This is a genomic window from Pseudoclavibacter sp. VKM Ac-2888 (assembly GCF_015351285.1).
Classification (GTDB): Bacteria; Actinomycetota; Actinomycetes; order Actinomycetales; family Microbacteriaceae; genus Pseudoclavibacter.
Window position 1 is genome coordinate 1,271,664 of sequence record NZ_JADKSM010000001.1, and the last position, 20,965, is coordinate 1,292,628.

A 20,965-nucleotide genomic window follows, 5' to 3' on the forward strand; every position below is an offset into this window, starting at 1 on the left:
AAGGTGTCTGCGCGTGAACATCAGGCCGACGTTGTACGTGTCGGCATCAGCTGCAGATAGCAGCCGAAACGACAGTAGCGCACACCCGAGCGGCGCTCTGGCCATGCAGAGCGCCGATCTCGTATAGATTCGAGTCGTCTGAGTTCGCGGATCTCCGCGAGGGGGCAGACACGCGGAGCTGTTTCGCTTTCGGAATCACGCTTCGCACATCTATCGAGGGGGAACGATGGAAACTCTTGTGCACCTGATCGGCGCAACGACTTCGTACGGCAACCGACAGGTGCTCCGGGCGGTCGACCTCACCCTGTATCGGGGGCAGATCGTCGGGCTCATCGGCGTCAACGGCGCAGGAAAGAGCACGCTCGTGAGCACACTCGTCGGACGCCAGCAGCTCGAGTCCGGAACCATGATTCTCGGCGAGGAGCCGTACGCGCCTGCCTCACTCGCGGAGGCGCAGGCCTGCGGCGTGGGAGTGATCACCCAGAACGCGGAGCCGCCGAGGGGCCTGACGGTCGCGCAGGCGCTCTTCCGCAACACCTATCGGGCCGATGAGTCGCACGAGGCGGTTCTCGAACGCGCACGGGAACTCGTCGAGCAGACCAGCACCGAACTCGATCTTCACGCGATGATCGATGAGCTCGACCGGGGTCGTCGCGCGCTCGTCGAGGTCGTTCGCATGCTCGCCGAGGAGGCGCAGCTCGTCGTGATCGACGAGGTGGCCGTCACGCTCGCGGACCACGAGATCGCGCTCCTGCACCGAGTGCTCCGGCAGCTCGCCTCGCAGGGCCGAAGCATCCTGTACATCACGCACCGCATGGACGAGGTGCAGTCGATCGTCGACCGCGTCCTCCTGCTCCGTGACGGCACGATCGCCATCGACACCCCCATCGGCGGGCTCAGCGCCGAGGAGCTCACGGTCATGCTCATCGGCGAGCTGCCGGACGCGGAAGCGAGCCTCGCGAGCTCCGGGGAGGATGCGCACCGTGCCGCGCTCGCCGCGTTCGGCGTCGGCGACGGGTGCCTCCTGCACGGCGTCGACCTCCACGTGCGGCCGGGCGAGGTCGTTGGCGTCACAGGGACGCACGACTCGGGCGTCCGTCAGCTCATCGAGATCCTCGGTGGCGCGACCCGCCCGCAGCAGGGCCACGTGGAACTGTTCGGGGAGCCTGTCGACCTGGCAGAGGCAGGCGTCGCCGAAGCTCACGGCGTGAGTTTCCTCGCGGACGCGGTTCCGGGGTTCGACGCCGACCGGAGCCTCATCCACGGCGTCGGCGCGACTGATGCGACCCTCGGCGCGGAGATCTCGCGGGCGAGGAAGATGATCGACCTCGTGCACCGACTGCGCATCAACACCGCGAGCATCCACACCGCGCTCGCTGAGCTCTCGGGCGGAGACCAGCAGAAAGCCGAGTTCATCCGTGCCGTCGAGCGCGGCGGCACGGTGCTCGTGCTCGCTCACCCGACGCAGGGCGTCGACGTCGGCGCACGTCGTGCCGTCTTCACCTTCCTCCACAGCCTCGCCGAGACCGGCACGGCGGTCGTGTTCCTGGGCACAGATCTCACCGAGCTGCTCAGGTGGAGCCACCGCGTCGTGGTGCTCGCCAACGGCAGGACCGCGCTCGAGGGACGCTCAGAGCTGCTCGACGAGGACATGATCGTGCATGCGATGCTCGGCGCCCAGCGCGTGGAACGTGTTGGGCGCCGAGCAGCCACGGCCACGTAGCAGGTTGGCTCGCCACCGAGACCGCGGCGCCCCGGTCCCGTCGAGCGGCCTAGAGCTCTCGAGAGAAGGCGGCCGCCCGCTCGACCTGCTCGGCGGTGATGCGCTCCCCCGTGTACTTCTCGAACTGCCGGGCCGCCTGCAGGGCGGCGACAGCGGCACCGGTGACCACGGGAACACCCTGCGCTCGTGCGAGCCTGATGAGTGGGGTCTCCGCCGGGAAGGCGACGACGTCGAACACGAGTGCTGCGGCGGCCACCTGCTCCTCGCTGAACGACAGCACGGCCTCGTCTGCCCCGGTCATGCCGAGGGGCGTGACATTGACCAGCACGAAGGCACCTGGCTCGGGGTCGGCGCTCTGCCACCGGTACCCGTACTTCTCTGCGAGGGCGGTGCCGGCGATCTCATTGCGCGCGACGACGGTCAGATCGCCGAAGCCGGCGTCCCGGAACGCCGCGACGACGGCCTTCGCCATGCCACCGGCACCGCGCACGACCACCGGCAGCGTCGAGCTGATGTCGTGCTCGGCGATGAGCTCGGCGATGGCCTCGTAGTCGGTGTTCGACGCGATGAGCCTGCCGCCGTCATTCACGATCGTGTTGACCGACTCGATAGCCAGGGCGGAAGGGTCGAGCTCGTCGACGAGCGCGATCACGGCTTCCTTGAAGGGCATCGAGACGGAGCATCCGCGGATGCCGAGCGCGGTGACACCGCGGATCGCGCCCTCGATGTCATCCGTCGTGAAGGCCTTGTAGATGAAGTTGAGACCGAGCTCCTCGTAGAGGTAGTTGTGGAACCGCGTCCCCAGGTTCGACGGCCGCGCGGCGAGCGAGATGCAGAGGGTCATGTCCTTGTTGAGAATCGGCATACGGCCAGTATCGCGGGTCGGCGCCGAGTGCGCCCCAGCAGCTGCCACACCACAGCGACCAGACGGGCAGGACGTCGAGGTGAGGGACGCGGCGGTTGCGAGCGAAGCTCGACGCGAGCCGGAGTCGTCTCTTGGTGCCCCACCAGGGACTCGAACCCTGACCTGGAAAGATTTTAAGTCTTCTGCCTCTGCCAATTGGGCTAGTGGGGCGTACACGTCGGGGCCGCCGCATCCGAAGATGTGACGGCCCCGACGAGGTCAGCTACTTGCTGTCGCCAGCAGGCGCCTTGGCCGCGCGCGCGGCGGGCTTCGGAGCAGCCGATCCCGCTTCAGCGGCGACCTTCTCGGTCACCGTCTTGCCGCTGGTGTCCGCCGCAGGCTTCTCGGTCGAGGCGGCAGCCTTGTCGCCGCCGTGCTCGCTCGAGGCGGGGAGCTTCTTCGGCGCATCCGCCTTGGCCTCGGGGGCTGCCGGGCGGGGACGCGAAGCGAACCGCTCGAAACCGGCGCGAGGCGTCTCGCGGGCGCTGAGCGAGACGAAGTCGCGGCCGAGCACGAAGTTGTTGATCCAGCCGGTGAGCACGCGGATCTTGCGCTCGACGGTCGGGATCGCCAGGTCGTGGTATCCGCGGTGGGCGAGCCAGGCGAGCACACCGGTCAGGGCGAAGGTGCCCGACTGGAATGCGCCGACGCCGATGCCGAGACCGGCAACCGCGCCCATGTTCTCGTGGTAGTAGTCCTTCGGCGTTCCGCCGCGGAGCGTCGCCACGAGGTTGGAGGCCATGAGCTTGCCCTGACGGACCGCGTGCTGGGCGTTCGGCACGCAGAAGCCGCCGACTCCACCACCGGAGAGGTCGGGGACCGCCGAGACGTCGCCGGCTGCCCAGGCGTCCTGGACGATGCCGTTGTCGCCCTCGACACGGAGGTCGGCGCGTGCCCGGAGGCGTCCGCGCTCGTCGACCGGGAGGTCGCTGTTGCTCTTGATGATCGGAGCTGCCATGACGCCGGCGGTCCAGACGATGACATCGGTGGGGAACTTGTCGCCAGCCGAGGTCTCGACGACGCCGTCGACCGCAGAGGTAACCTGCGTGTTGAGGTGCACGGTCGCGCCGCGCTCCGCGAGGTTCTTGATGACCCACAGTGCGGTGTCTTCCGACACCTCGGGCATGATGCGCCCGGCAGCCTCGATGAGGTGGAAGTGCACGTCGTCGAACTGCAGCGACGGGTAGTCCTCCAGCAGCGCGGTCGCGAGCGAGCGCATCTCGGCGAACGACTCGATGCCGGCGAAGCCACCGCCGACGACGACGAACGTGAGGAGGCGCGTGCGCTCCGGGCCCGGGGCCATGGTCGACGCCTTGTTGAAGTTGTCGATCATCGTGTCGCGGATCCACGTGGCCTCTTCGACCGTCTTCACGCCAATGGCGTTGTCGGCGATGCCGGGGATCGGGAAGGTGCGCGAGACGGCGCCGGCGGTGACCACGATGATGTCGTAGTTGACCGTGTACGGCTCGCCGATCTGGGGCGTGATGGTCGCCGTCTTCGTGGCGTGGTCGATGTTCGTGACCTCAGCCGTGATGACGCGCGAGCGCTTGAGGTGGCGACGCAGCGAGACGACTGCGTGACGCGGCTCGATGTTGCCGCTGATGACCTCTGGGAGGAATGGCTGGTACGTCATGTACGGCAGCGGATCGACGACTGTGACCTGGGCTTCGCCCGGGTTCAGCTGCTTCTCGAGCTGCCACGCCGTGTAGAAGCCGGCGTAGCCTCCGCCAACGATGAGAATCTTAGTCACGTACTTGTACTCCCTGCATGCGATGGTTGGGCGAGGAAAACCTTGTCAAGTCTACTCCTGCGCGTCACGGGCGAGTGCATCGCCCGGGTTCGCGCACACGCAGCGCTTCGGAGACCAGGTGGACAGCTCGAGCGCCCAGTCTCCGACGGGGTTCACGCCGGGCCCCGCGACCAGAGAATGGGCGGCCAGGGCGTGGAGGCACTTCACGCGCGTGGGCATGCCGCCAGCGGTGACACCGGCGATCTCCTCGACGACCTCGAGCGATTCGCGTTCGGCGAGGTAGCGCTCGTGCGCGGCCAGGTAGGCGGCACGGAACTCCTCGTCGTCGCTCAACCGCTGCTGCATCTCCGGCATGATCTGCTCCGCCTCGATCTGCGACATCGCGATGGTCGCGGCGGGATGAGACAGGTAGTAGAGCGTGGGGAACGGCGTGCCGTCGGGCAGCCGTGGGCGCGTGACGACGACCGTCGGGTTGCCGCAGACGCACCGGGCGCCGATCCCGACGACACCCCGCATGGGGCGGCCGAGCTGCTCCCCCATGACCTCGAGGTCGCGTTCGCTGGCTACTGAGTACTCGAGCATTGGTCGCTTTCGGTTCTGCGGGCGGATGCGCTGGAGTGACGATCCGCGGGGTTCGATGTGCTTCGTGGCGCTAGTCGCCCGGGGTGGGCGCGGGTGCCGGCGCGGTGCCGGCGGTCACCATCGACTCGACGAAGCTGTCGAGCCAGCTGGCCTGCGTCTCGTGGAGCTCGGTGCTGATGTTGCTCTGCTGCTGCTTGTTGGTGGCGGGCGGGTCGAGCACGAGGTAGCTCGTGTCGCCGGGCATGACGAACAAGAGGCGTCCGCGGGCCTGCGACTGGATGTAGGCGGGGTCGCTCCACCTGTCGCGTTCCGTGGCGATCTCATCCACGCTCTGCTGCGTCTCGGTCAGCTCGGCCTGCAGCTGCGCGACGTACTGCCGCTGCGCGATGTAGCGCTGCGCGGTGGGTGCCAGCACCGCGATGCCGAGGATCACGACGAGTGCCACGAGCACGGTCGCGCCGTTCGGGCGTACGGTCGGGATGCGACGCCGTTGTTTCGACGGCCCGCTCGACGACCCGCTGGACGACTGCTTGCGCGGCGACGACGACGACGGCTTGGAGCGGGACCTCGACTTCGAGGGCGAGGCCTTCGAGGGCGTGGACTTCGACGGGGTGGACTTCGACGAGCCCTTCGCCGCAGCCTTGGCTGGGGTGCCGCCCTTCGGAGTGGCGCTCCCGCTCGACTTCGCGTTCGCGTTCGGCCTCGACGGAGCGCGCGGCGTGGCCTTCGACTCGGCTCCCCCGCTCCGGCCCGAGCTCGACTTTCCCGTCGACTTCGCCATGCGCATCCCCCTCCCGTGTCGGCTTCCCATCATGCCGAACGGGCCGGGGACTTGCCCCGACCCGTTCGTGTGTCGCGCTGATCAGCGCGGCGGTGAGCCGCGTCGACCGACCCGAATCCCTATGCCTTGTGGCGGGGGAAGGCGCTGCGGCCTGCGTAGACGGCTGCGTCGCCGAGCTCTTCCTCGATGCGGAGGAGCTCGTTGTACTTCGCGACGCGGTCGGTGCGGGCAGGCGCACCCGTCTTGATCTGGCCGGAGTTCGTGGCGACCGCGAGGTGCGCGATCGTCGCATCCTCGGTCTCGCCCGAACGGTGCGACAGGATTGCCGTGTAGCCGGCGCGCTGCGCGAGCGAGACAGCGTCGAGCGTCTCGGTGAGCGTGCCGATCTGGTTGACCTTCACGAGGAGCGAGTTCGCTGCGCCCTCCGTGATGCCGCGCTGGAGGCGCTCCGGGTTGGTGACGAACAGGTCGTCGCCGACGATCTGCACCTTGGCGCCGATGGCGGCAGTGAGGGCCTGGTAGCCGGACCAGTCGTCCTCGTCCAGCGGGTCCTCGATCGTGACGATCGGGTAGTCGGCGACGAGCTTCTCGTAGAAGGACGTCATCTCCTCAGCCGAGACCTCAGCACCCTCGAAGTGGTACCTGCCGTCCTTGAAGAATTCGCTCGAGGCGACGTCCATGCCGAGCACGATGTCGGTGCCGAGCTCGTACTTCGTCGCGCCGATGGCCTCGACGATGAGGTCGAGTGCCGCACGCGTGTTGGGCAGGTCGGGGGCGAAGCCGCCCTCGTCGCCGAGACCCGTGGCGTAGCCCTTGGAGTGCAGGGTCTTCTTGAGCTGGTGGTACACCTCGGTGCCCCAGCGAAGCGCCTCGCTGAAGGTCTCTGCACCGATGGGGAGAATCATGAACTCCTGCACGTCGATGCCGTTGTCAGCGTGCGCGCCACCGTTGATGATGTTCATCATCGGCACGGGGAGCACGTGAGCGTTGGGGCCGCCGACGTAGCGGAAGAGCGGGAGGCCAGCCGAGTCGGCTGCTGCCTTCGCGACTGCGAGGCTCACGCCGAGGATGGCGTTCGCGCCGAGGCGCTTCTTGTTGGGGGTGCCGTCGAGCTCCTTGAGCTCCTCGTCGACGAGACGCTGGTCGCTGGCGTCGAAGAACTCGATGGCGGGGTCGATCTCGTCGATGACCGCCTCGACGGCCTTCTGGACGCCCTTGCCGAGGTAGCGGTCGGCGTCGCCGTCGCGCAGCTCGAAGGCTTCGAAGGCGCCGGTGGATGCGCCGGACGGCACAGCCGCGCGGCCGGTCGATCCGTCATCGAGCAGAACCTCGACCTCGACGGTTGGGTTGCCTCGGGAATCGAGGATCTCGCGGGCGTGGACGACGTCAATAAGGGCCACAGGATGCTCCTTGCGAATCAGTAGCGTACGGACCGCCAGAGACGCGGTCCTTCGTCAGTGTATCGGGGTCGGCGGAACGTGAGGAGGGCGCGGACGCGCTGACGTCACGAGGTGGGCGACGTGGGCTTGCGACCTCCGCCTCGCGGGGATCGTGCCGAGAAGCGCTCCCCCTCGTTCGGAGGTGCCAGGCTACGAGCCCTGGAGCGCCTCGAAGCTGAGCGTCTCGGGCGCGGCGACGTGCTCGTCGCGCACGTGGGCCACGTGCGTGAACCCCTGCTCGGCGAGCGAGGCAAGAAGGCCGCGCACGTTCTTGGGCTTCTTGGCGACGCGCACCCGCGACGCTCCGGAGCGCACGACCGCGCCCTTGACCTTCGCGATGTCAGCGACCGACGCTCGCTTGTCGAAGAGCAGCGCCACGGCACGCTCCTCGCCCGAGTCGGGCAGCTGCGCGAGGTCGACGATGCGCTCGAAGCCGATCGAGAACCCGCACGCCGGCACATCCTGACCGAGGAAACGGCCGATCATGCCGTCGTAGCGTCCGCCACCCCCGACCGAGGAGCCCGACTCCGGGTGCGCCGCCTCGAAGATCGTGCCCGTGTAGTAGCCCATGCCACGCACGAGGCTCGGGTCGAACACGAGCCGGATGGAGGCGCCCGCCGCGAAGGCCGCATCCGCGATCTCGACCATGCCCTCGACGACCTCGACGACGGCCGGGTCCTCCCGGAGCGCACCGGGCAGGCTCGTGAGCACGGTCGCGCGATCAAGACGGATGCCGGTCTCGAGCAGGGGCGCCCACGTGGCGAGCGCCGCCGCGAGCTGCAGCGCGGCCGTCGCGTTGAGCGTCGCGAGCTCAGCCGCCACTCCCTCTGGCCCGATCTTGTCGAGCTTGTCGATCGTGATGAGTGCGGCGCCGTGCTCGGATTCCGCGAATCCGCAGTGCACGAGCAGAGCGGTGAGCAGGCGCCGGTCGTTGACGCGGATCGTGCAGTTGTCGAGGCCGAGCTCGACAAGCGCGGCCGACGACGCCACCAGCAGCTCGACCTCGGCGAGCGCGCCCGGCTCGCCGATGATGTCGATGTCGCACTGCACGAACTGCCGGTAGCGACCCTTCTGCGGGCGCTCGGCGCGCCAGACCGGCGCCATCTGCAGGCTGCGGAACACCCCAGGCAGGGTTCCGCGGTGCGTGGCGACGAACCGCGCGAGCGGCACCGTCAGGTCGAAGCGCAGGCCCAGATCGCTCAGCGCGAGGGGGTCGCCGGCCTCGGCGGCAGCAGCAAGGGCCTCGCCGTCGAGCGCACGCTTCATGACGGCGAAGGACAGCTTCTCGTTATCGCCGCCGAGCCCCGAGTGCAGTCGCGCGGCGTCCTCGACGACCGGCGTCTCGATCTCATCGAAGCCGTGCCTCGTGTACACCTCGCGGATCGTCCCGAGGATGCGCTCGCGCCTGCGCTTGTCTGCCGGAAGGAAATCGCGCATGCCACGAGGCGGAGTGATCTGAGAAGCCATTGCACTATTCTCGCAGGATGATCGCATGCGACGGATTCGGGGGCGCCGCGTGACCGACCAGCTCCCCCTCATCGGTCCGGCTCAGGCCAGACGCATCGCGCTCGCGGCCCAGGGGTTCGGCGGGCGGAAGGCCGCGACCGAAGCCGGAACGCGGCAGCTGGGCTCGCTGCTCTCGCGCATCCACCTGCTGCAGATCGACTCCGTGAACGTGTGGGAGCGCAGCCACTACATGCCCGTCTTCTCTCGACTGGGCGGCTACGACAAGGCGGCGCTCGACCGTCTCGCGTCCGGTCGCCAACCGCGCCTCACGGAGTACTGGGCCCACGAGGCGGCGCTGCTCCCCGTCTCGTCACTGCCGCTCTTCGGGTGGCGGATGCGCGACAAAGAGGAACGAGACCGCCGCAAGAACGCAGAGTTCCTCGAGGGCCACGCGGCGACGATCGCGTGGCTGCGTGCCGAACTCCTCGAGCGAGGCCCGCTCGCCGCCAGCGAGTTCGAGCACGAGGCCAACAAGCGGCGCGGCTCCTGGTGGGAGTGGTCGGACGTCAAGATCGTGCTCGAGTACCTCTTCCGCTGGGGCGAGCTCGCATCAGCACCCCGGAAGGGCTTCGAGCGGCGCTACGCGCTACCGGAGCAGGTGCTGCCGCCCGAGGTGCTCGGCGCCGAGGTGAGCACGCGCGACGCGGTCCGTGCGCTCACCGGCATGGCCGCCGCCGCCCACGGCATCGGCACCACGGCCGACCTGGCCGACTACTTCCGCGTGCCGATGGCGCTCACGAAGACGGCGCTCGAAGAGCTCGCCGACTCCGGCGAGGTGCTGCCCGTGCGAGTCGCCGAGTGGGGCAAGGACGGTCAGTCGGGAACGGCGTGGCTGCATCGCGACGCGAGGCGGCCACGCGCGATGGACGCGGCAGCGCTCCTCTCGCCCTTCGACCCCGTCGTCTGGTTCCGACCGAGAGCCGAGCGGATGCACGACTTCCACTACCGCATCGAGATCTATACGCCCGCCGAGAAGCGCGTCTACGGCTACTACTCCCTGCCGATCCTGCTCGGCGACGCGGTGGTCGGCCGCGTCGACCTGAAGAACGACCGGCAGTCGCGCATCCTGCGCGTGCAATCGGCATGGAGCGAGGCGGATGCGCCCGCCGACATCGCCGAACGCACCGCCGTGCTGCTGCGCGATGCCGCCGCCTGGCAGCACCTCGACGACGTCGTCGTGGCCGACCGCGGCAATCTCGCCCGCGACCTGGGCGGCGCGCTCACGTCGACGAGCTGACGCAACGCCGCGGCCGGCCTTCCCGCCCGCCGGCCTGGTCGAACGCTGCCCGGCGATTCGCCCTCCAAGCCTTGCCCCAGAGGGGTATTCAACGGGCAGCGATCACGCAGTTCAGGCGTCTCGCGTTTCGGCTCCGGCTCCGGCTTCGGCTTCGGCTTCGGCTTCGGCTTCGGCTTCGGCTTCGGCCGAGCGGATGCGCGCCTCGAGTTCGCGGTTGGCGAGCCGCATCGCACGCTCGGCATCGAGCCCCCGTGCATCCGCGTCGCGCACGAGCGCCAGCAGCGTTCGCCCCAGCGCCAGTTCCTCGTCAGCCGCGCCCCCGGCGGCTGCGCCCTCCTCTCCCACCCCGGGTTTCGGGATGGCTTCCACGCTTCCGGATGGCTTGCTTTCCATCCCGAAGCGCTCAACCCATCCCGAATCGCTGGGCGAGGCGGCGGGCGAGACATCGGCCGCACCGAGCTGGCGCTCCTTGCCGAGCAGCTTCTGCGCGAGCGCAAGCGCCGACATCCCGCGGGGCACGCCGTCGAGCACGCTCGTGCGGTCGCGCTTCTCGATGGCCTTGGCCTCCTGCCAGAGGCGGATGATCTCGTCGATGTCGCGGGTGGGCGTCGGCCCGAAGACGTGCGGGTTCCGGCGCACGAGCTTGTCGGCCTGCTCACGAGCGACGTCCTCGAGCGTGAAGGCGCCCTGCGCCCGCTGGGCGGCGATGTCCGAGTGGAAGAGCACCTGGAAGAGCACGTCGCCGAGCTCCTCGCGGATGTCGGTGGGGTCGTCGCTCTCGAGCGCCTCGACGAGCTCCGCGGACTCCTCCGTGAGGTACTTCACGAGCGTTGCGTGGGTCTGCTCCTCGTACCAGGCGCATCCGGCGTCTCCGCGGAACGCCTCCACGACGCTGAGCAGCCGGAGCAGCTCGGGACGATCGCTCGCCTCCCCCACGGCTACTTGGCCTCCGTGTCACTGGGGACCTCGACGACCTCGTCCTCCACCTCGAAGATGGCCTTGAGGATGTTGCGCACCCAGATGAGCATCTCCTCGTCGCTCGGCGGGTTGCCGTCGCGCCCCTCGAGGATGGGGATCGCGAGCGAGCTCGTGGCCTCGACGATCTTCGAGCCCGGGTACATGCGGCGAAGGCGCATCTGCTTGGAGTCGCTCAGCTCGGCGGGTCCGATGCGCAGCGTCTTGCCGAACACGACGAGCTCGCCGAGGCCAGCCTTGACGGCGAGGCGGCGCAGCTTCGAGACCTCGATGAGGCGCTGCACCTCGATGGGCGGCTCGCCGTAGCGGTCCCGCAGCTCCTCGAGGACGAGCCCGATCTGGCCCGGCTTCGCGTTGGGGCTGGAGGCACTCGACAGCTTCTGGTAGGCCTCGAGGCGCAGTCGCTCACTCGCGACGTAGTCCTCGGGCACGCGGGCATCCACGGGGATCTCGAGCCGCAGCTCCGTCTGCCCCTCGGCGACCTCGCCGCGGAAGGTGTTGACGGCCTCGCCGATCATGCGCAGGTACAGATCGAAGCCGACGCCGGCGATGTGGCCGGACTGCTCGCCGCCGAGCAGGTTTCCCGCGCCGCGGATCTCGAGGTCCTTGAGGGCCACCTGCATGCCGGAGCCGAGCTCGTTGTTGGCCGCGATCGTCTCGAGGCGGTCGGTCGCGGTCTCCGTGAGCGGGCGCGTTCCGTCGTACAGCAGGTAGGCGTAGGCGCGCTCGCGTCCACGACCCACACGTCCGCGCAGCTGGTGCAGCTGGCTGAGCCCGTAGCGCTCGGCGTCGTCGATGATGAGCGTGTTCGCGTTGGCGATGTCGAGGCCGGTCTCGACGATCGTGGTCGAGACGAGCACGTCGAACTTGCGTTCCCAGAAGTCGACGATGATCTGCTCGAGCCGCGCTTCGCTGAGCTTGCCGTGCGCGACCGCGACCCGCGCTTCCGGCACCAGCTCGGCGATCTCCGCCGCCACCCGGTTGATGGATGCGGTGCGGTTGTGCACGTAGAACACCTGCCCCTCGCGCAGCAGCTCGCGGCGGATCGCGGCGGCGACCTGGCGCTCGGACTTGGCGCCCACGAACGTGAGGATCGGGTGCCGGTCTTCCGGTGGGGTCGCGAGGGTCGACATCTCGCGGATCCCCGTCACCGCCATCTCGAGCGTCCGAGGGATGGGCGTCGCGCTCATCGCGAGGATGTCGACGTTGGCCTTGAGCTTCTTGAGCGCGTCCTTGTGCTCGACGCCGAACCGCTGCTCCTCGTCGATGACGATGAGGCCGACGTCCTTGTACGCGATGGTGTCGGTGAGTAGGCGATGCGTTCCGATGACGATGTCGACGGAGCCGTCGGCGAGGCCGCGGATCGTCTCCTCCGACTCCTTCTTCGACTGGAACCGACTGAGGGGCTTGATGGTGACGGGGAAACCCGCCATCCGCTCCGAGAAGGTCTCGTGGTGCTGGCGGACGAGCAGCGTCGTCGGCACGAGGATGACGACCTGCTTGCCGTCCTGCACCGCCTTGAACGCGGCACGCACGGCGACCTCGGTCTTGCCGAAGCCCACGTCGCCCGAGACGAGGCGGTCCATGGGGATGGGTCGCTCCATGTCGCGCTTGATCTCGTCGACGGTCTGCAGCTGGTCGGGCGTCTCCACGAACGGGAACGCCTCCTCGAGCTCATGCTGCCAGGGTGTGTCGGGCCCGAACGCGTACCCCTTCGAGGCCATGCGGGTGCTGTAGAGCTTCACGAGCTCCACGGCGATGTCGCGCACGGCCTTGCGGGCCTTGCCCTTCGCGGCCGACCAGTCGGAGCCGCCCATCTTCGAGAGGGCGGGCGCCTCGCCGCCGACGTACTTCGTGAGCTGGTCGAGCTGCTCGGTCGGGATGAACAGCTTGTCACCCGGCTGGCCGCGTTTGGACGGCGCGTACTCGATGAGGAGGTACTCGCGCACGGTCTTGGGGGCGTTCCTGCCGCCCGCCTGGACCTCTCGCTGGCGCAGCTCGATGAACTTGCCGATGCCGTGCGTCTCGTGCACGACGAAGTCACCGGCTTTGAGCTGCAGCGGGTCGACGACCGAGTTGGCGCGTCGTCTGGCGAGCTTCTTCGGCTGGCGCGAGTCGTATCCGACGGCGCGTCCGAAGAAGTCGGTCTCGGTGACGAGCGCGAGCTTCTGGCCTGGCACCTGGACGCCCGTGGAGACGGGTGACTGGGTGAGGTAGGCGACGCCCGTCTCGAGCTCGTCGGGCAGCTCGTCGACGAGCCTCGCAGCATCGCCATGCTCGGAGAGCAGCTGGCTGGCACGCTCCACGAGGCCGGGCCCCTGGCTCGTGACGACGACGCGCCAGCCCTCCTTGAGGAGCGCCGAGACGTGCTCGATCGCGCCGTCGGCGTTGCCGGCGAAGCTGGGCACCGCGTCGCCCTCGATCTTCACGGCGAGGATCTCGCTCGCGTCGAGCTGCTCCTCCGGGATCTCCAGCGACTGGAACGGCGAGAGCGACCACCACGGCCGGGCACCGCGAGCGTCGCGGAGGCCGGAGACGCTGAGGAAGTCGCCGGAGCTGAGATCGATGGGGGCATCCGCACCGGCGGTCGCGGCACTCCAGGCGGCCTCGAGGAACTCGTGGTTCGTCTCGGAGAGGTGCACGGCGCGCGTTGCGACTCGTTCGGGTGAGAGCACCGCCATGGCGGCGTCCTCCGGCAGGTAGCTCGTGATCGGGACGAGCTCGCTCACGAGCGCAGGGGCGAGCGATTCCATGCCCTCGGAGGGGATGCCCTCGGCGATCTTCGCAAGCATCTGCTGCAGGTTCGGGAACTCGTGCTGCATCTCGCGTGCGCGCTGGCGCACGCTCTCGGTGAGCAGCAGCTCGCGCGCCGGGGTGATGAGCGCCTCGGTGACCTCGGACTCGAGCGAGCGCTGATCCGCGACCGAGAACACGCGGATCTCGTCGACCTCATCGCCGAAGAAGTCGATGCGGAGGGCGTGCGACGCATCCGGTGGGAACACGTCGAGGATCCCGCCGCGGACGGCGAACTCGCCTCGTCGCGTGACCATGTCGACCCGCGAGTAGGCGAGGTCGACGAGCTGCAGGGCGAGGCTCGAGAGGTCGTTGCCACGAGAGCCGCGCTCGAGGCGGATGGTCGTGGCCGCGTCGAGGCCGGGCAGGAGTGGCTGGAGGGCGGCGCGCACGGAGGCGAGCAGCACGAACGGCGCGGTGCGCTCCCCCGCCTTCCAGTCGGTGAGCTCGCGCATGGCGCGAAGTCGGCGGCCGGTGGTCTCGACGGAGGGGCTCAGCCGCTCATGCGGGAGCGTCTCCCACGCCGGGAACTCCGCGATGTGCGCATCCGGCACGAACGTCTGCAGGTCGGCACCGAACTGCTCGGTCTCACGGCTCGTCGCGGTGAGCACGAACAGCATCGGGGCGGCGCCGAGCTCGGTCTGGCGTGCGGCGAGGAGGTTCGCGATGAGCGGGGCCCTTGCCCCATCGACGAGCGAGAAGTCGGTGTCGCGACCGGCGCGCCCCATGGCGCGCTCGAAGGAAGGGGTGGACTGGATGGAGCGTACGAAGCCGTGCAGAGTCACTCGGGGAATTGTACGCGCCGAGGGGAAGATAGTTCCTACAGTCCCCAGGCTCTCTTCTGCGCTGAGAGCGAGCTACGCGAGTTCTGCCGATTCGAGCAGCACGGTGAACGGTCCGTCGTTGACGCTCGCGACCTTCATCATGGCGCCGAACTCACCTGTCTCCACGCGCACTCCACCGGCGCGGAGGTCCGAGACGAAGGCCTCGACCAGCGGCTCGGAATGCTCGCGACCGCTCGCGAGCGACCAGGACGGGCGCCGCCCCTTGCGCGCATCCCCGTACAGCGTGAACTGGCTGACGACGAGCAGCGGCGAGCCCGTATCGACGACGGACTTCTCGTCGTTCAGGATGCGCAGCCCGAGCAGCTTGCGGGCGAGCTTGGCCGCATCCACCGCGGTATCCGCGTGGGTCACGCCGACGAGGACGAGGAGCCCGGCCTCGTCGATGCGGCCGACCGTGCGATCGCCGACCGTGACGCTCGCCTCGGTGACGCGCTGGACGACGAGCTTCACGCGCCAGCTGCCGTGTGCACTCGAAGCTGCGCGGCTTGCATGCCCTCGAGCGCGATGAGCTCGACCGCGTCTGCCGCGTCGCCGACGAGGACGGGGAGCACGTCCCGCTCGCTGCCCGCGAAGTCCTTCAGCACGAAGTCCGCGGCGTCCTGACGTCCGGGCGGGCGCCCGATGCCGACGCGCACACGCAGGTACCCGGGATCGCCCAGCGCCGCGCTGATATCGCGCAGGCCGTTGTGACCGCCGTGGCCGCCGCCGACCTTGAGCTTCAACGTGTCGAAGGGCAGATCGAGCTCGTCGTGCACGACGACGACGTGGTCGACATCGACCCCGTAGTAGTCGACGAGCTGCGAGACGGGGCCACCCGAGGTGTTCATGTAGCCGTTCGACTTCGCCAGCACGAGCTTCGGGCCGCCGGGAGCCGTGCGCCCCTCCGCCACACGAGCGTTCGCCTTGGTGTGCCGCGAGAAGCTGGCCCCGATGCGCTTCGCGAGCTCATCCACGACGAACTGCCCGACGTTGTGACGGTTCTTCGCGTACTTCTCGCCGGGATTGCCGAGTCCGACGACGAGCCAGGTGTCTGCTGCCATGCTGCAAAGCCTTTCATGAGATGGGACGCGAAAGGCGGGCAGCCGAAGCCACCCGCCTTCCGACGATACGTCGAGTCAACGACGCCAGACGAGGAACTACTCGGCCGCGGCTGCTTCTTCCTCGGCGTCCTCGTCCTCGTCCTCGCCACGAGGCGTCTGGATCGAGACGAGAGCGACCTCTTCGGCGTCCTCAGCGAGGTCGACGAGAACGGTGCCCTCGGGGAGCTTGAGGTCTTCGCGGTGGATGAGCGTGCCATCCTCGAGGCCCTCGACCGAGACCTCGATGAAGCTCGGGATAGCCGTTGCGTCTGCAGCGACGAGGATCGTCGTCGCGTCCTGGACGGCGATCGTGCCCGGGAAGGGCTCGCCGATGAGGTGCAGCGGCACGTCGACCTCGACGCGCTCGCCCTTGCGGATGACCGCGAGGTCGAGGTGCTCGATGATCTGGCGCACCGGGTCGCGCTGGACGTCGCGGACGAGCGCGAGCTGCGTGTCACCCTCGATGTCGAGCTCGATGAGCGCGTTCGCCTTGCGGATGAGCAGCATCGTCTCGTGACCCGGGAGGGTCAGGTGGCGGGGCTCGGTGCCGTGGCCGTAGAGGACCGCGGGGATCTTGCCGGCGGCGCGGATCTTGCGCGCTGCACCCTTGCCGAACGATTCGCGCAGTTCGACACTGAGCTTGTTGGTCTCTGCCATGTTGTCTCCTTGATGGTGGTTCTCGACAGACTGAGGAAGCGTGTGGAGGCCCATTCAAGGACACATCACCGCGTCGATCACGGGCCTTACGGCCCCTCGCCGAAGTTCAGCCCCCCACTTTACGCCATGACGGGCGCCGCGTGGGGCCGTTCCTCGAAACCGCCGGAGCGAGCTGCTAAAAGCCAACCGCCTTGCGCCAGCCGTGGCGCCTGGCGCTGCTGACAGCAGCTCCTGCGCCCAGCATCGCGAACCCGAAGACGACGAGCTCGGCGGCGAGCAGCGAGACCGCCATGCCGGATGCCGGACCCGCGAACAGCTGGAACGTCGAGAGCTCCTCCTGCCAGAGGGGAGCCGCGACGAGCGCGGCCGTGATCTGCGCGTGCAGCAGGAAGCAGCCGAGCCCCGCGAGCACCGAAAGTGCCCCGGAGACGACCGAGCCCGTGCCGGACAGGCGCATCGTGAGGGCCATGAGGAAGAAGCCGACGGCCGCGAGCATCGTGACGAGCATCGTCCACACTGGCGAGACACCCACGCCGTCGCCGAGGAAGCTGCCCGCCGATGACGAGACGCCCGAGACGATGATCAGCACGGGGATGGCGCTGAACGCGACCACGCAGATCACGTAGAGCGGGACGGCGAGGAAGACCGAGCCGATGCGCGCCCACACGTTCGGGCTCGCCGACTCGCGGGCGCGGCCGCTTCGCGCCTCGCTGCCACGCGCATCCGCGAGACCGGACTGCTGACCGGCTCGCGGCGACCGAGCCGCTGCTGCCGGACGACCAGGTGCCGCGGGCGCGGACGCGGGAGCCGGCGGCGGAGCCTGCTGCGGGATGACGCGGGTCGACTCGTCGCTTCCCTCGTACAGGCTGGATGACGACGCCCGAGAGGTGGACGGCGTCGCGCGAGTCCGCGGCATCGCCGTCGTGGGCTGCTCATCGGTGATGGCGTCGCCGTCATCGTCTGGGCGCCCGAAATCATAGGCTCTCGTGCGGGCGTCATGGTCAGCCACTGGAGTATCTCCTGTCTTGGTGCTCGCGGTCACGCATGCAGCCAGCTATCGTCCTGGCTGTGTGCCGAATCCGGCGCCGTTTCGTCATGTTCTGAAATGGTTGCCTCGCTCGTGCCACAAGTCAGGGTACGACTGCCCGTCGTGCAATACCGTGGAGTGTCCCGTGCATCGCCCTGACGGGAGCTCGCATCCACTTTGAAAGAGACGCATCTATGACCACTGACGCTGCCCCCTCGATCTCCTCGGAAACCGGCTCGTCCCCAAGCGCGAACATCGGCGTCGTCGGCATGGCCGTCATGGGCTCCAACCTCGCACGCAACCTCGCGAGCCGCGAGGGCAACACCGTCGCCGTGTACAACCGCTCGCCCGAGCGCACCCGCACGCTCGTCGCGGAGCACCCCGAGGCCGGGTTCGTGCCCTCCGAGTCGGTCGCCGACTTCGCGGCTTCCCTCCAGAAGCCCCGCACGGCGATCATCATGGTGCAGGCGGGCGCCGGCACCGACGCGGTCATCAACCAGCTCGTCGAGGCGTTCGAGCCTGGCGACATCATCGTGGATGGCGGCAACGCCCTCTTCACCGACACCCGCCGCCGCGAGGCAGCCGTGCGCTCCACGGGCATCCACTTCGTGGGCTGCGGCATCTCCGGCGGCGAAGAGGGCGCCCTCAACGGCCCCTCCCTCATGCCGGGCGGCACCGTCGAGTCGTACGAGACCCTCGGCCCGATCCTGCGCACCATCGCCGCGGTCGCCGAGGGCGAGCCCTGCGTCACCCACGTCGGCACCGACGGCGCCGGCCACTTCGTGAAGATGATCCACAACGGCATCGAGTACGCCGACATGCAGCTCATCGCAGAGGCCTACGACCTCATCCGCCGCGGCACCGGAAAGTCTCCCGCCGAGATCGCCGAGATCTTCGCCGAGTGGAACAAGGGCGAGCTCGAGTCGTACCTCATCGAGATCACCGCAGAGGTGCTCCGCCAGGTCGACGCCGACACGCAGCTCCCGCTCGTGGACGTCATCCTCGACGCCGCCGGGGCCAAGGGCACCGGCGCCTGGACGGTGCAGACCGCGCTCGACCTCGGCGTGCCCGTCTCCGGCATCGCCGAAGCCGTGTTCGCCCGCTCCGTGTCCTCCAAGCTCGAGCAGCGCGCCGCATCCCGCACCCTCCCCGGCCCCGACGGCTTCCAGGTCGAAGACGCCGACGGCTTCGTCGAGGACGTGCGCCTCGCGCTCTACGCGTCGAAGATCATCGCCTACTCGCAGGGCTTCGACGCCATCATCGCCGGCGCCGAGCAGTACGGCTGGGACATCAAGAAGGGCGACATCGCCGCGATCTGGCGTGCAGGCTGCATCATCCGCGCCCGCTTCCTGAACCGCATCACCGAGGCCTACGCCGAGAACCCCGAGCTCGTCGCCCTCGTCACCGCACCGTTCTTCCGCGAGGCCGTCGACACCGCGCAGGCAGCATGGCGCCGCGTCGTCGTCCAGGCAGCGCAGGCCGGTATCCCCGCCCCCGCGTTCTCCTCGTCGCTGTCCTACTACGACGGACTGCGCGCCGAGCGCCTCCCCGCCGCCCTCATCCAGGGGCAGCGCGACTTCTTCGGCGCCCACACCTACAAGCGCGTCGACCGCGACGGCGTCTTCCACACCGACTGGTCCGGCGACCGCTCCGAGCACAACGCGTAGCGAGCTCGGCGAGCCGCGGAAGCAACGCGCGAGGCCCCGGTCTTCAGGCAACCGCCTGAGGGCCGGGGCCTCTCGCGTGCGCGGAGAGGCGCGGAGCTCCCCCGCTGGGCGGTGGCGGTGGCGGTGGGCTGAGAACAGCGCAGAAACCCGAGAAGAGTCAGCCAGAAGCAGGCTCCCGAACAAGGGAGGATGCATCTGGCTGACTCTCCCACCCGGGTGGGCGGGTCAGCCGGGTGAGCGGGTCAGCCGGGTGAGCGGGCAGCTCAGACCGCGGCGGGGGCCTTCGCCTCGGTCGCAGCGAGCTTGGCGGCCACCGCTCGAGGCGTACCGGTTCGTCCGTAGGTGAAGTACAGCGGCAGGCCGACGAAGAGCAGTCCGCCGACGAGGTTGCCGACGACCGTGGGGATCTCGTTCCAGATGAGGTAGTCCAGGAGCGTGAAGTCGGCGCCGAGGAGCAGGCCAGACGGGAACAGGAACATGTTCACGATGGAATGCTCGAAGCCCATGAAGAAGAACAGCATGATGGGCATCCACATGGCGATGACCTTGCCGGAGACGCTCTTGGAGATCATGGCGAGTGCAACTCCGGTCGCGACCATGGCGTTGCAGAGCACCGCACGGACGAACAGCGTGAGCATCCCGGAGGCACCGTGCTCGGCGTAGCCGACGGTTCGGCCTTCGCCGATGTGGCCGATGGCCTCGCCCACCGCGTTCGGGGGTGTCGCGAAGCCGTTCGTGACGACGATGGCCATGAGCACGGCGATCGTGAAGGCGCCGATGAAGTTGCCGACGAACACGAGGCCCCAGTTGCGGAGCACGCCCCGGAGGGTGACACCGGGCCGCTTGTCGAGCCAGGCGAGCGGGCCGAGCACGAAGACTCCCGTGAGGAGGTCGTAGCCCAGCAGGTACAGCATGATGAAGCCGACGGGGAAGAGCAGGGCGCCGAGGAGCGGGACGCCGGTCGTCACGCTGACGGTGACGGCGAAGGCCGCGGCGATGGTGAGGAAGGCGCCGCCCATCGTGGAGCGGATGATGGTGTCGCGGGTCGAGAGGAAGATCTTGCTCTCGCCGGCATCGATCATGGTGGTGACGAGGTCGTTCGGCTTGACGTAGGACACAGGTTCCCTTTCGCTCTGGCGGTGCTCTGTGGCCGTGTTCGGCCCGGTGTCCACACGCTATTCGCGTGCAGTTTCGGCCCCGTGGCTCGTGCGGTGCGTTCTGGTTTCCATTCCCTCTCGCCTCCGTCCGCGCGCTGTGAGAAGCGCCGTCAGACGAGCGCCGCCGTGGTGACGACGGCGTCGAACCGCTCGAGGATGATCTCCGCGATGCGGTCGTCCACGCCGAGGGGCGCCGCCACGATGTCGGCTCCCGCCTCCGACACCCGGTCGTGGAAAAAGCCAGGGGTGAGGAGGTAGCTGGCGATGCTGACGCTCGCGCCGGGTCGCTGGCGCCTGGCGATATCGACGGCGGCGGGCACGCGCGGGTCGAGGGCCGCGCCGTAGCCGAGGAGCGCATCCGCACCGCCGATGCCGTTGAACTGCTCGCGCAGCTCGTGGAAGCGGGGCACGGCGGCGGCGGCCGTGGAGCCCGCGACGGCAATGACGACTCCGTCTTCGGCACTGCCGCCAGCTTCGAGGAGACGCTCCCAGAGCAGCTGCGAGAGGCGCGCGTCGGGCCCGAGCGGGGCGGCCACGGAGGTGCCGGGGCGTGCGGCGACGGCTTCGGCGATGTCGACCTGCGTGTGGAATCCGACCGTGAGCAGCACGGGCACGACTACGACCTCGGCGTCCTCCGGCAGCCCCGCGAGCACCTCGACGAGGCTCGGCTGCTGGACGTCGACGAACGCTTCGACGACCTGCACGTCGGGCCGCAGCTGCTGGGCGCGCCGCAGCAGCTCACGGATGACGGCCTGCCCGTCGGTGTTGTCCGTCCCGTGGGATGCACCCACGAGGATCGTGGGACGCGGGGGCTGCTCGTTCATCTCCGTGCTCACTCTCTTG

General features: G+C 68.9%; 17 protein-coding genes and 1 tRNA gene. 3 read left to right on the forward strand and 15 right to left on the reverse strand.

Annotated elements, in window-relative coordinates; translation table 11 throughout:
* Positions 1-226 precede the first annotated feature (226 nt).
* Positions 227-1,723 carry an ATP-binding cassette domain-containing protein gene (locus ITJ61_RS06165; protein WP_194685783.1) on the forward strand — a complete coding sequence of 499 codons (1,497 nt, stop codon included), beginning with the start codon at positions 227-229 and terminating at the stop codon, positions 1,721-1,723.
* Positions 1,724-1,772: 49 nt separating this feature from the next.
* Here ITJ61_RS06165 and ITJ61_RS06170 read toward each other — a convergent pair whose 3' ends face one another.
* The 7 genes from ITJ61_RS06170 to hisS form a co-directional block, all read right to left on the reverse strand.
* A complete protein-coding gene (locus tag ITJ61_RS06170) occupies positions 1,773-2,588 on the reverse strand; it encodes a shikimate 5-dehydrogenase (protein ID WP_104241650.1) in 816 nt (271 codons plus the stop codon).
* Positions 2,589-2,720: 132 nt separating this feature from the next.
* Positions 2,721-2,798, reverse strand: a tRNA-Leu gene (locus ITJ61_RS06175).
* 52 nt (positions 2,799-2,850) lie between these two features.
* Entirely contained in the window at positions 2,851-4,377 is a 1,527-nt protein-coding gene (locus ITJ61_RS06180; protein ID WP_104241651.1) for an NAD(P)/FAD-dependent oxidoreductase, read from the reverse strand.
* A 51-nt stretch (positions 4,378-4,428) separates the two neighbouring features.
* Positions 4,429-4,959, reverse strand: coding sequence for a DUF501 domain-containing protein (locus ITJ61_RS06185; protein ID WP_228496610.1), 531 nt, complete (start codon positions 4,957-4,959; stop codon positions 4,429-4,431).
* A 70-nt stretch (positions 4,960-5,029) separates the two neighbouring features.
* Entirely contained in the window at positions 5,030-5,740 is a 711-nt protein-coding gene (locus tag ITJ61_RS06190; protein WP_194685784.1) for an FtsB family cell division protein, read from the reverse strand.
* Between the two features lie 119 nt (positions 5,741-5,859).
* Positions 5,860-7,140 carry a phosphopyruvate hydratase gene (eno, locus tag ITJ61_RS06195; protein WP_194685785.1) on the reverse strand — a complete coding sequence of 427 codons (1,281 nt, stop codon included), beginning with the start codon at positions 7,138-7,140 and terminating at the stop codon, positions 5,860-5,862.
* Between the two features lie 189 nt (positions 7,141-7,329).
* Complete coding sequence (gene hisS / locus ITJ61_RS06200; RefSeq protein ID WP_194685786.1) at positions 7,330-8,646, reverse strand: histidine--tRNA ligase; 1,317 nt, start codon at positions 8,644-8,646, stop codon at positions 7,330-7,332.
* 25 nt (positions 8,647-8,671) lie between these two features.
* On the opposite strand from hisS, the gene ITJ61_RS06205 reads away from it, so the two are divergent.
* Entirely contained in the window at positions 8,672-9,922 is a 1,251-nt protein-coding gene (locus ITJ61_RS06205; RefSeq protein WP_194685787.1) for a winged helix-turn-helix domain-containing protein, read from the forward strand.
* 111 nt (positions 9,923-10,033) lie between these two features.
* Here ITJ61_RS06205 and ITJ61_RS06210 read toward each other — a convergent pair whose 3' ends face one another.
* The 6 genes from ITJ61_RS06210 to ITJ61_RS06235 all read right to left on the reverse strand — a co-directional run bounded on the left by ITJ61_RS06210 (position 10,034) and on the right by ITJ61_RS06235 (position 17,280).
* On the reverse strand, positions 10,034-10,858 hold the full coding sequence (locus ITJ61_RS06210; protein ID WP_194685788.1) for a MazG nucleotide pyrophosphohydrolase domain-containing protein: 825 nt from the start codon (positions 10,856-10,858) through the stop codon (positions 10,034-10,036).
* A 2-nt stretch (positions 10,859-10,860) separates the two neighbouring features.
* Positions 10,861-14,475, reverse strand: a complete 3,615-nt coding sequence (gene mfd, locus ITJ61_RS06215; protein ID WP_416366849.1) for a transcription-repair coupling factor — start codon at positions 14,473-14,475, stop codon at positions 10,861-10,863.
* A 72-nt stretch (positions 14,476-14,547) separates the two neighbouring features.
* Positions 14,548-14,985, reverse strand: a complete 438-nt coding sequence (gene dtd, locus ITJ61_RS06220; RefSeq protein WP_194685789.1) for a D-aminoacyl-tRNA deacylase — start codon at positions 14,983-14,985, stop codon at positions 14,548-14,550.
* Positions 14,982-15,575, reverse strand: a complete 594-nt coding sequence (pth, locus tag ITJ61_RS06225) for an aminoacyl-tRNA hydrolase (protein WP_104306986.1) — start codon at positions 15,573-15,575, stop codon at positions 14,982-14,984. The genes dtd and pth overlap by 4 nt, the downstream gene beginning before the upstream one ends.
* A 96-nt stretch (positions 15,576-15,671) precedes the next feature.
* Entirely contained in the window at positions 15,672-16,271 is a 600-nt protein-coding gene (locus ITJ61_RS06230; protein ID WP_104241659.1) for a 50S ribosomal protein L25/general stress protein Ctc, read from the reverse strand.
* Between the two features lie 175 nt (positions 16,272-16,446).
* Entirely contained in the window at positions 16,447-17,280 is an 834-nt protein-coding gene (locus ITJ61_RS06235) for a hypothetical protein (protein WP_104241660.1), read from the reverse strand.
* A 212-nt stretch (positions 17,281-17,492) separates the two neighbouring features.
* Here ITJ61_RS06235 and gndA point away from each other — a divergent pair, with 212 nt between their 5' ends.
* A complete protein-coding gene (gene gndA, locus ITJ61_RS06240; protein ID WP_104306987.1) occupies positions 17,493-18,965 on the forward strand; it encodes an NADP-dependent phosphogluconate dehydrogenase in 1,473 nt (490 codons plus the stop codon).
* A gap of 263 nt (positions 18,966-19,228) precedes the next feature.
* On the opposite strand, the gene ITJ61_RS06245 is transcribed toward gndA, so the two are convergent.
* Positions 19,229-20,083, reverse strand: coding sequence for a formate/nitrite transporter family protein (locus tag ITJ61_RS06245; RefSeq protein WP_104241662.1), 855 nt, complete (start codon positions 20,081-20,083; stop codon positions 19,229-19,231).
* 149 nt (positions 20,084-20,232) lie between these two features.
* Positions 20,233-20,946, reverse strand: a complete 714-nt coding sequence (locus tag ITJ61_RS06250) for a sirohydrochlorin chelatase (protein ID WP_104301074.1) — start codon at positions 20,944-20,946, stop codon at positions 20,233-20,235.
* Positions 20,947-20,965: the final 19 nt, after the last annotated feature.

Bases quoted from the DNA above. Each gene is read 5' to 3' on its own strand.
- ITJ61_RS06230 (WP_104241659.1), bottom strand. From the start codon at position 16,271: ATGGCAGAGACCAACAAGCTCAGTGTCGAACTGCGCGAATCGTTCGGC.
- ITJ61_RS06185 (WP_228496610.1), bottom strand. From the start codon at position 4,959: ATGCTCGAGTACTCAGTAGCCAGCGAACGCGACCTCGAGGTCATGGGG.
- ITJ61_RS06190 (WP_194685784.1), bottom strand. From the start codon at position 5,740: ATGGCGAAGTCGACGGGAAAGTCGAGCTCGGGCCGGAGCGGGGGAGCC.
- hisS (WP_194685786.1), bottom strand. From the start codon at position 8,646: ATGGCTTCTCAGATCACTCCGCCTCGTGGCATGCGCGATTTCCTTCCG.
- ITJ61_RS06165 (WP_194685783.1), top strand. From the start codon at position 227: ATGGAAACTCTTGTGCACCTGATCGGCGCAACGACTTCGTACGGCAAC.
- gndA (WP_104306987.1), top strand. From the start codon at position 17,493: ATGACCACTGACGCTGCCCCCTCGATCTCCTCGGAAACCGGCTCGTCC.
- ITJ61_RS06250 (WP_104301074.1), bottom strand. From the start codon at position 20,946: ATGAACGAGCAGCCCCCGCGTCCCACGATCCTCGTGGGTGCATCCCAC.
- ITJ61_RS06205 (WP_194685787.1), top strand. From the start codon at position 8,672: ATGCGACGGATTCGGGGGCGCCGCGTGACCGACCAGCTCCCCCTCATC.
- ITJ61_RS06170 (WP_104241650.1), bottom strand. From the start codon at position 2,588: ATGCCGATTCTCAACAAGGACATGACCCTCTGCATCTCGCTCGCCGCG.
- pth (WP_104306986.1), bottom strand. From the start codon at position 15,575: ATGGCAGCAGACACCTGGCTCGTCGTCGGACTCGGCAATCCCGGCGAG.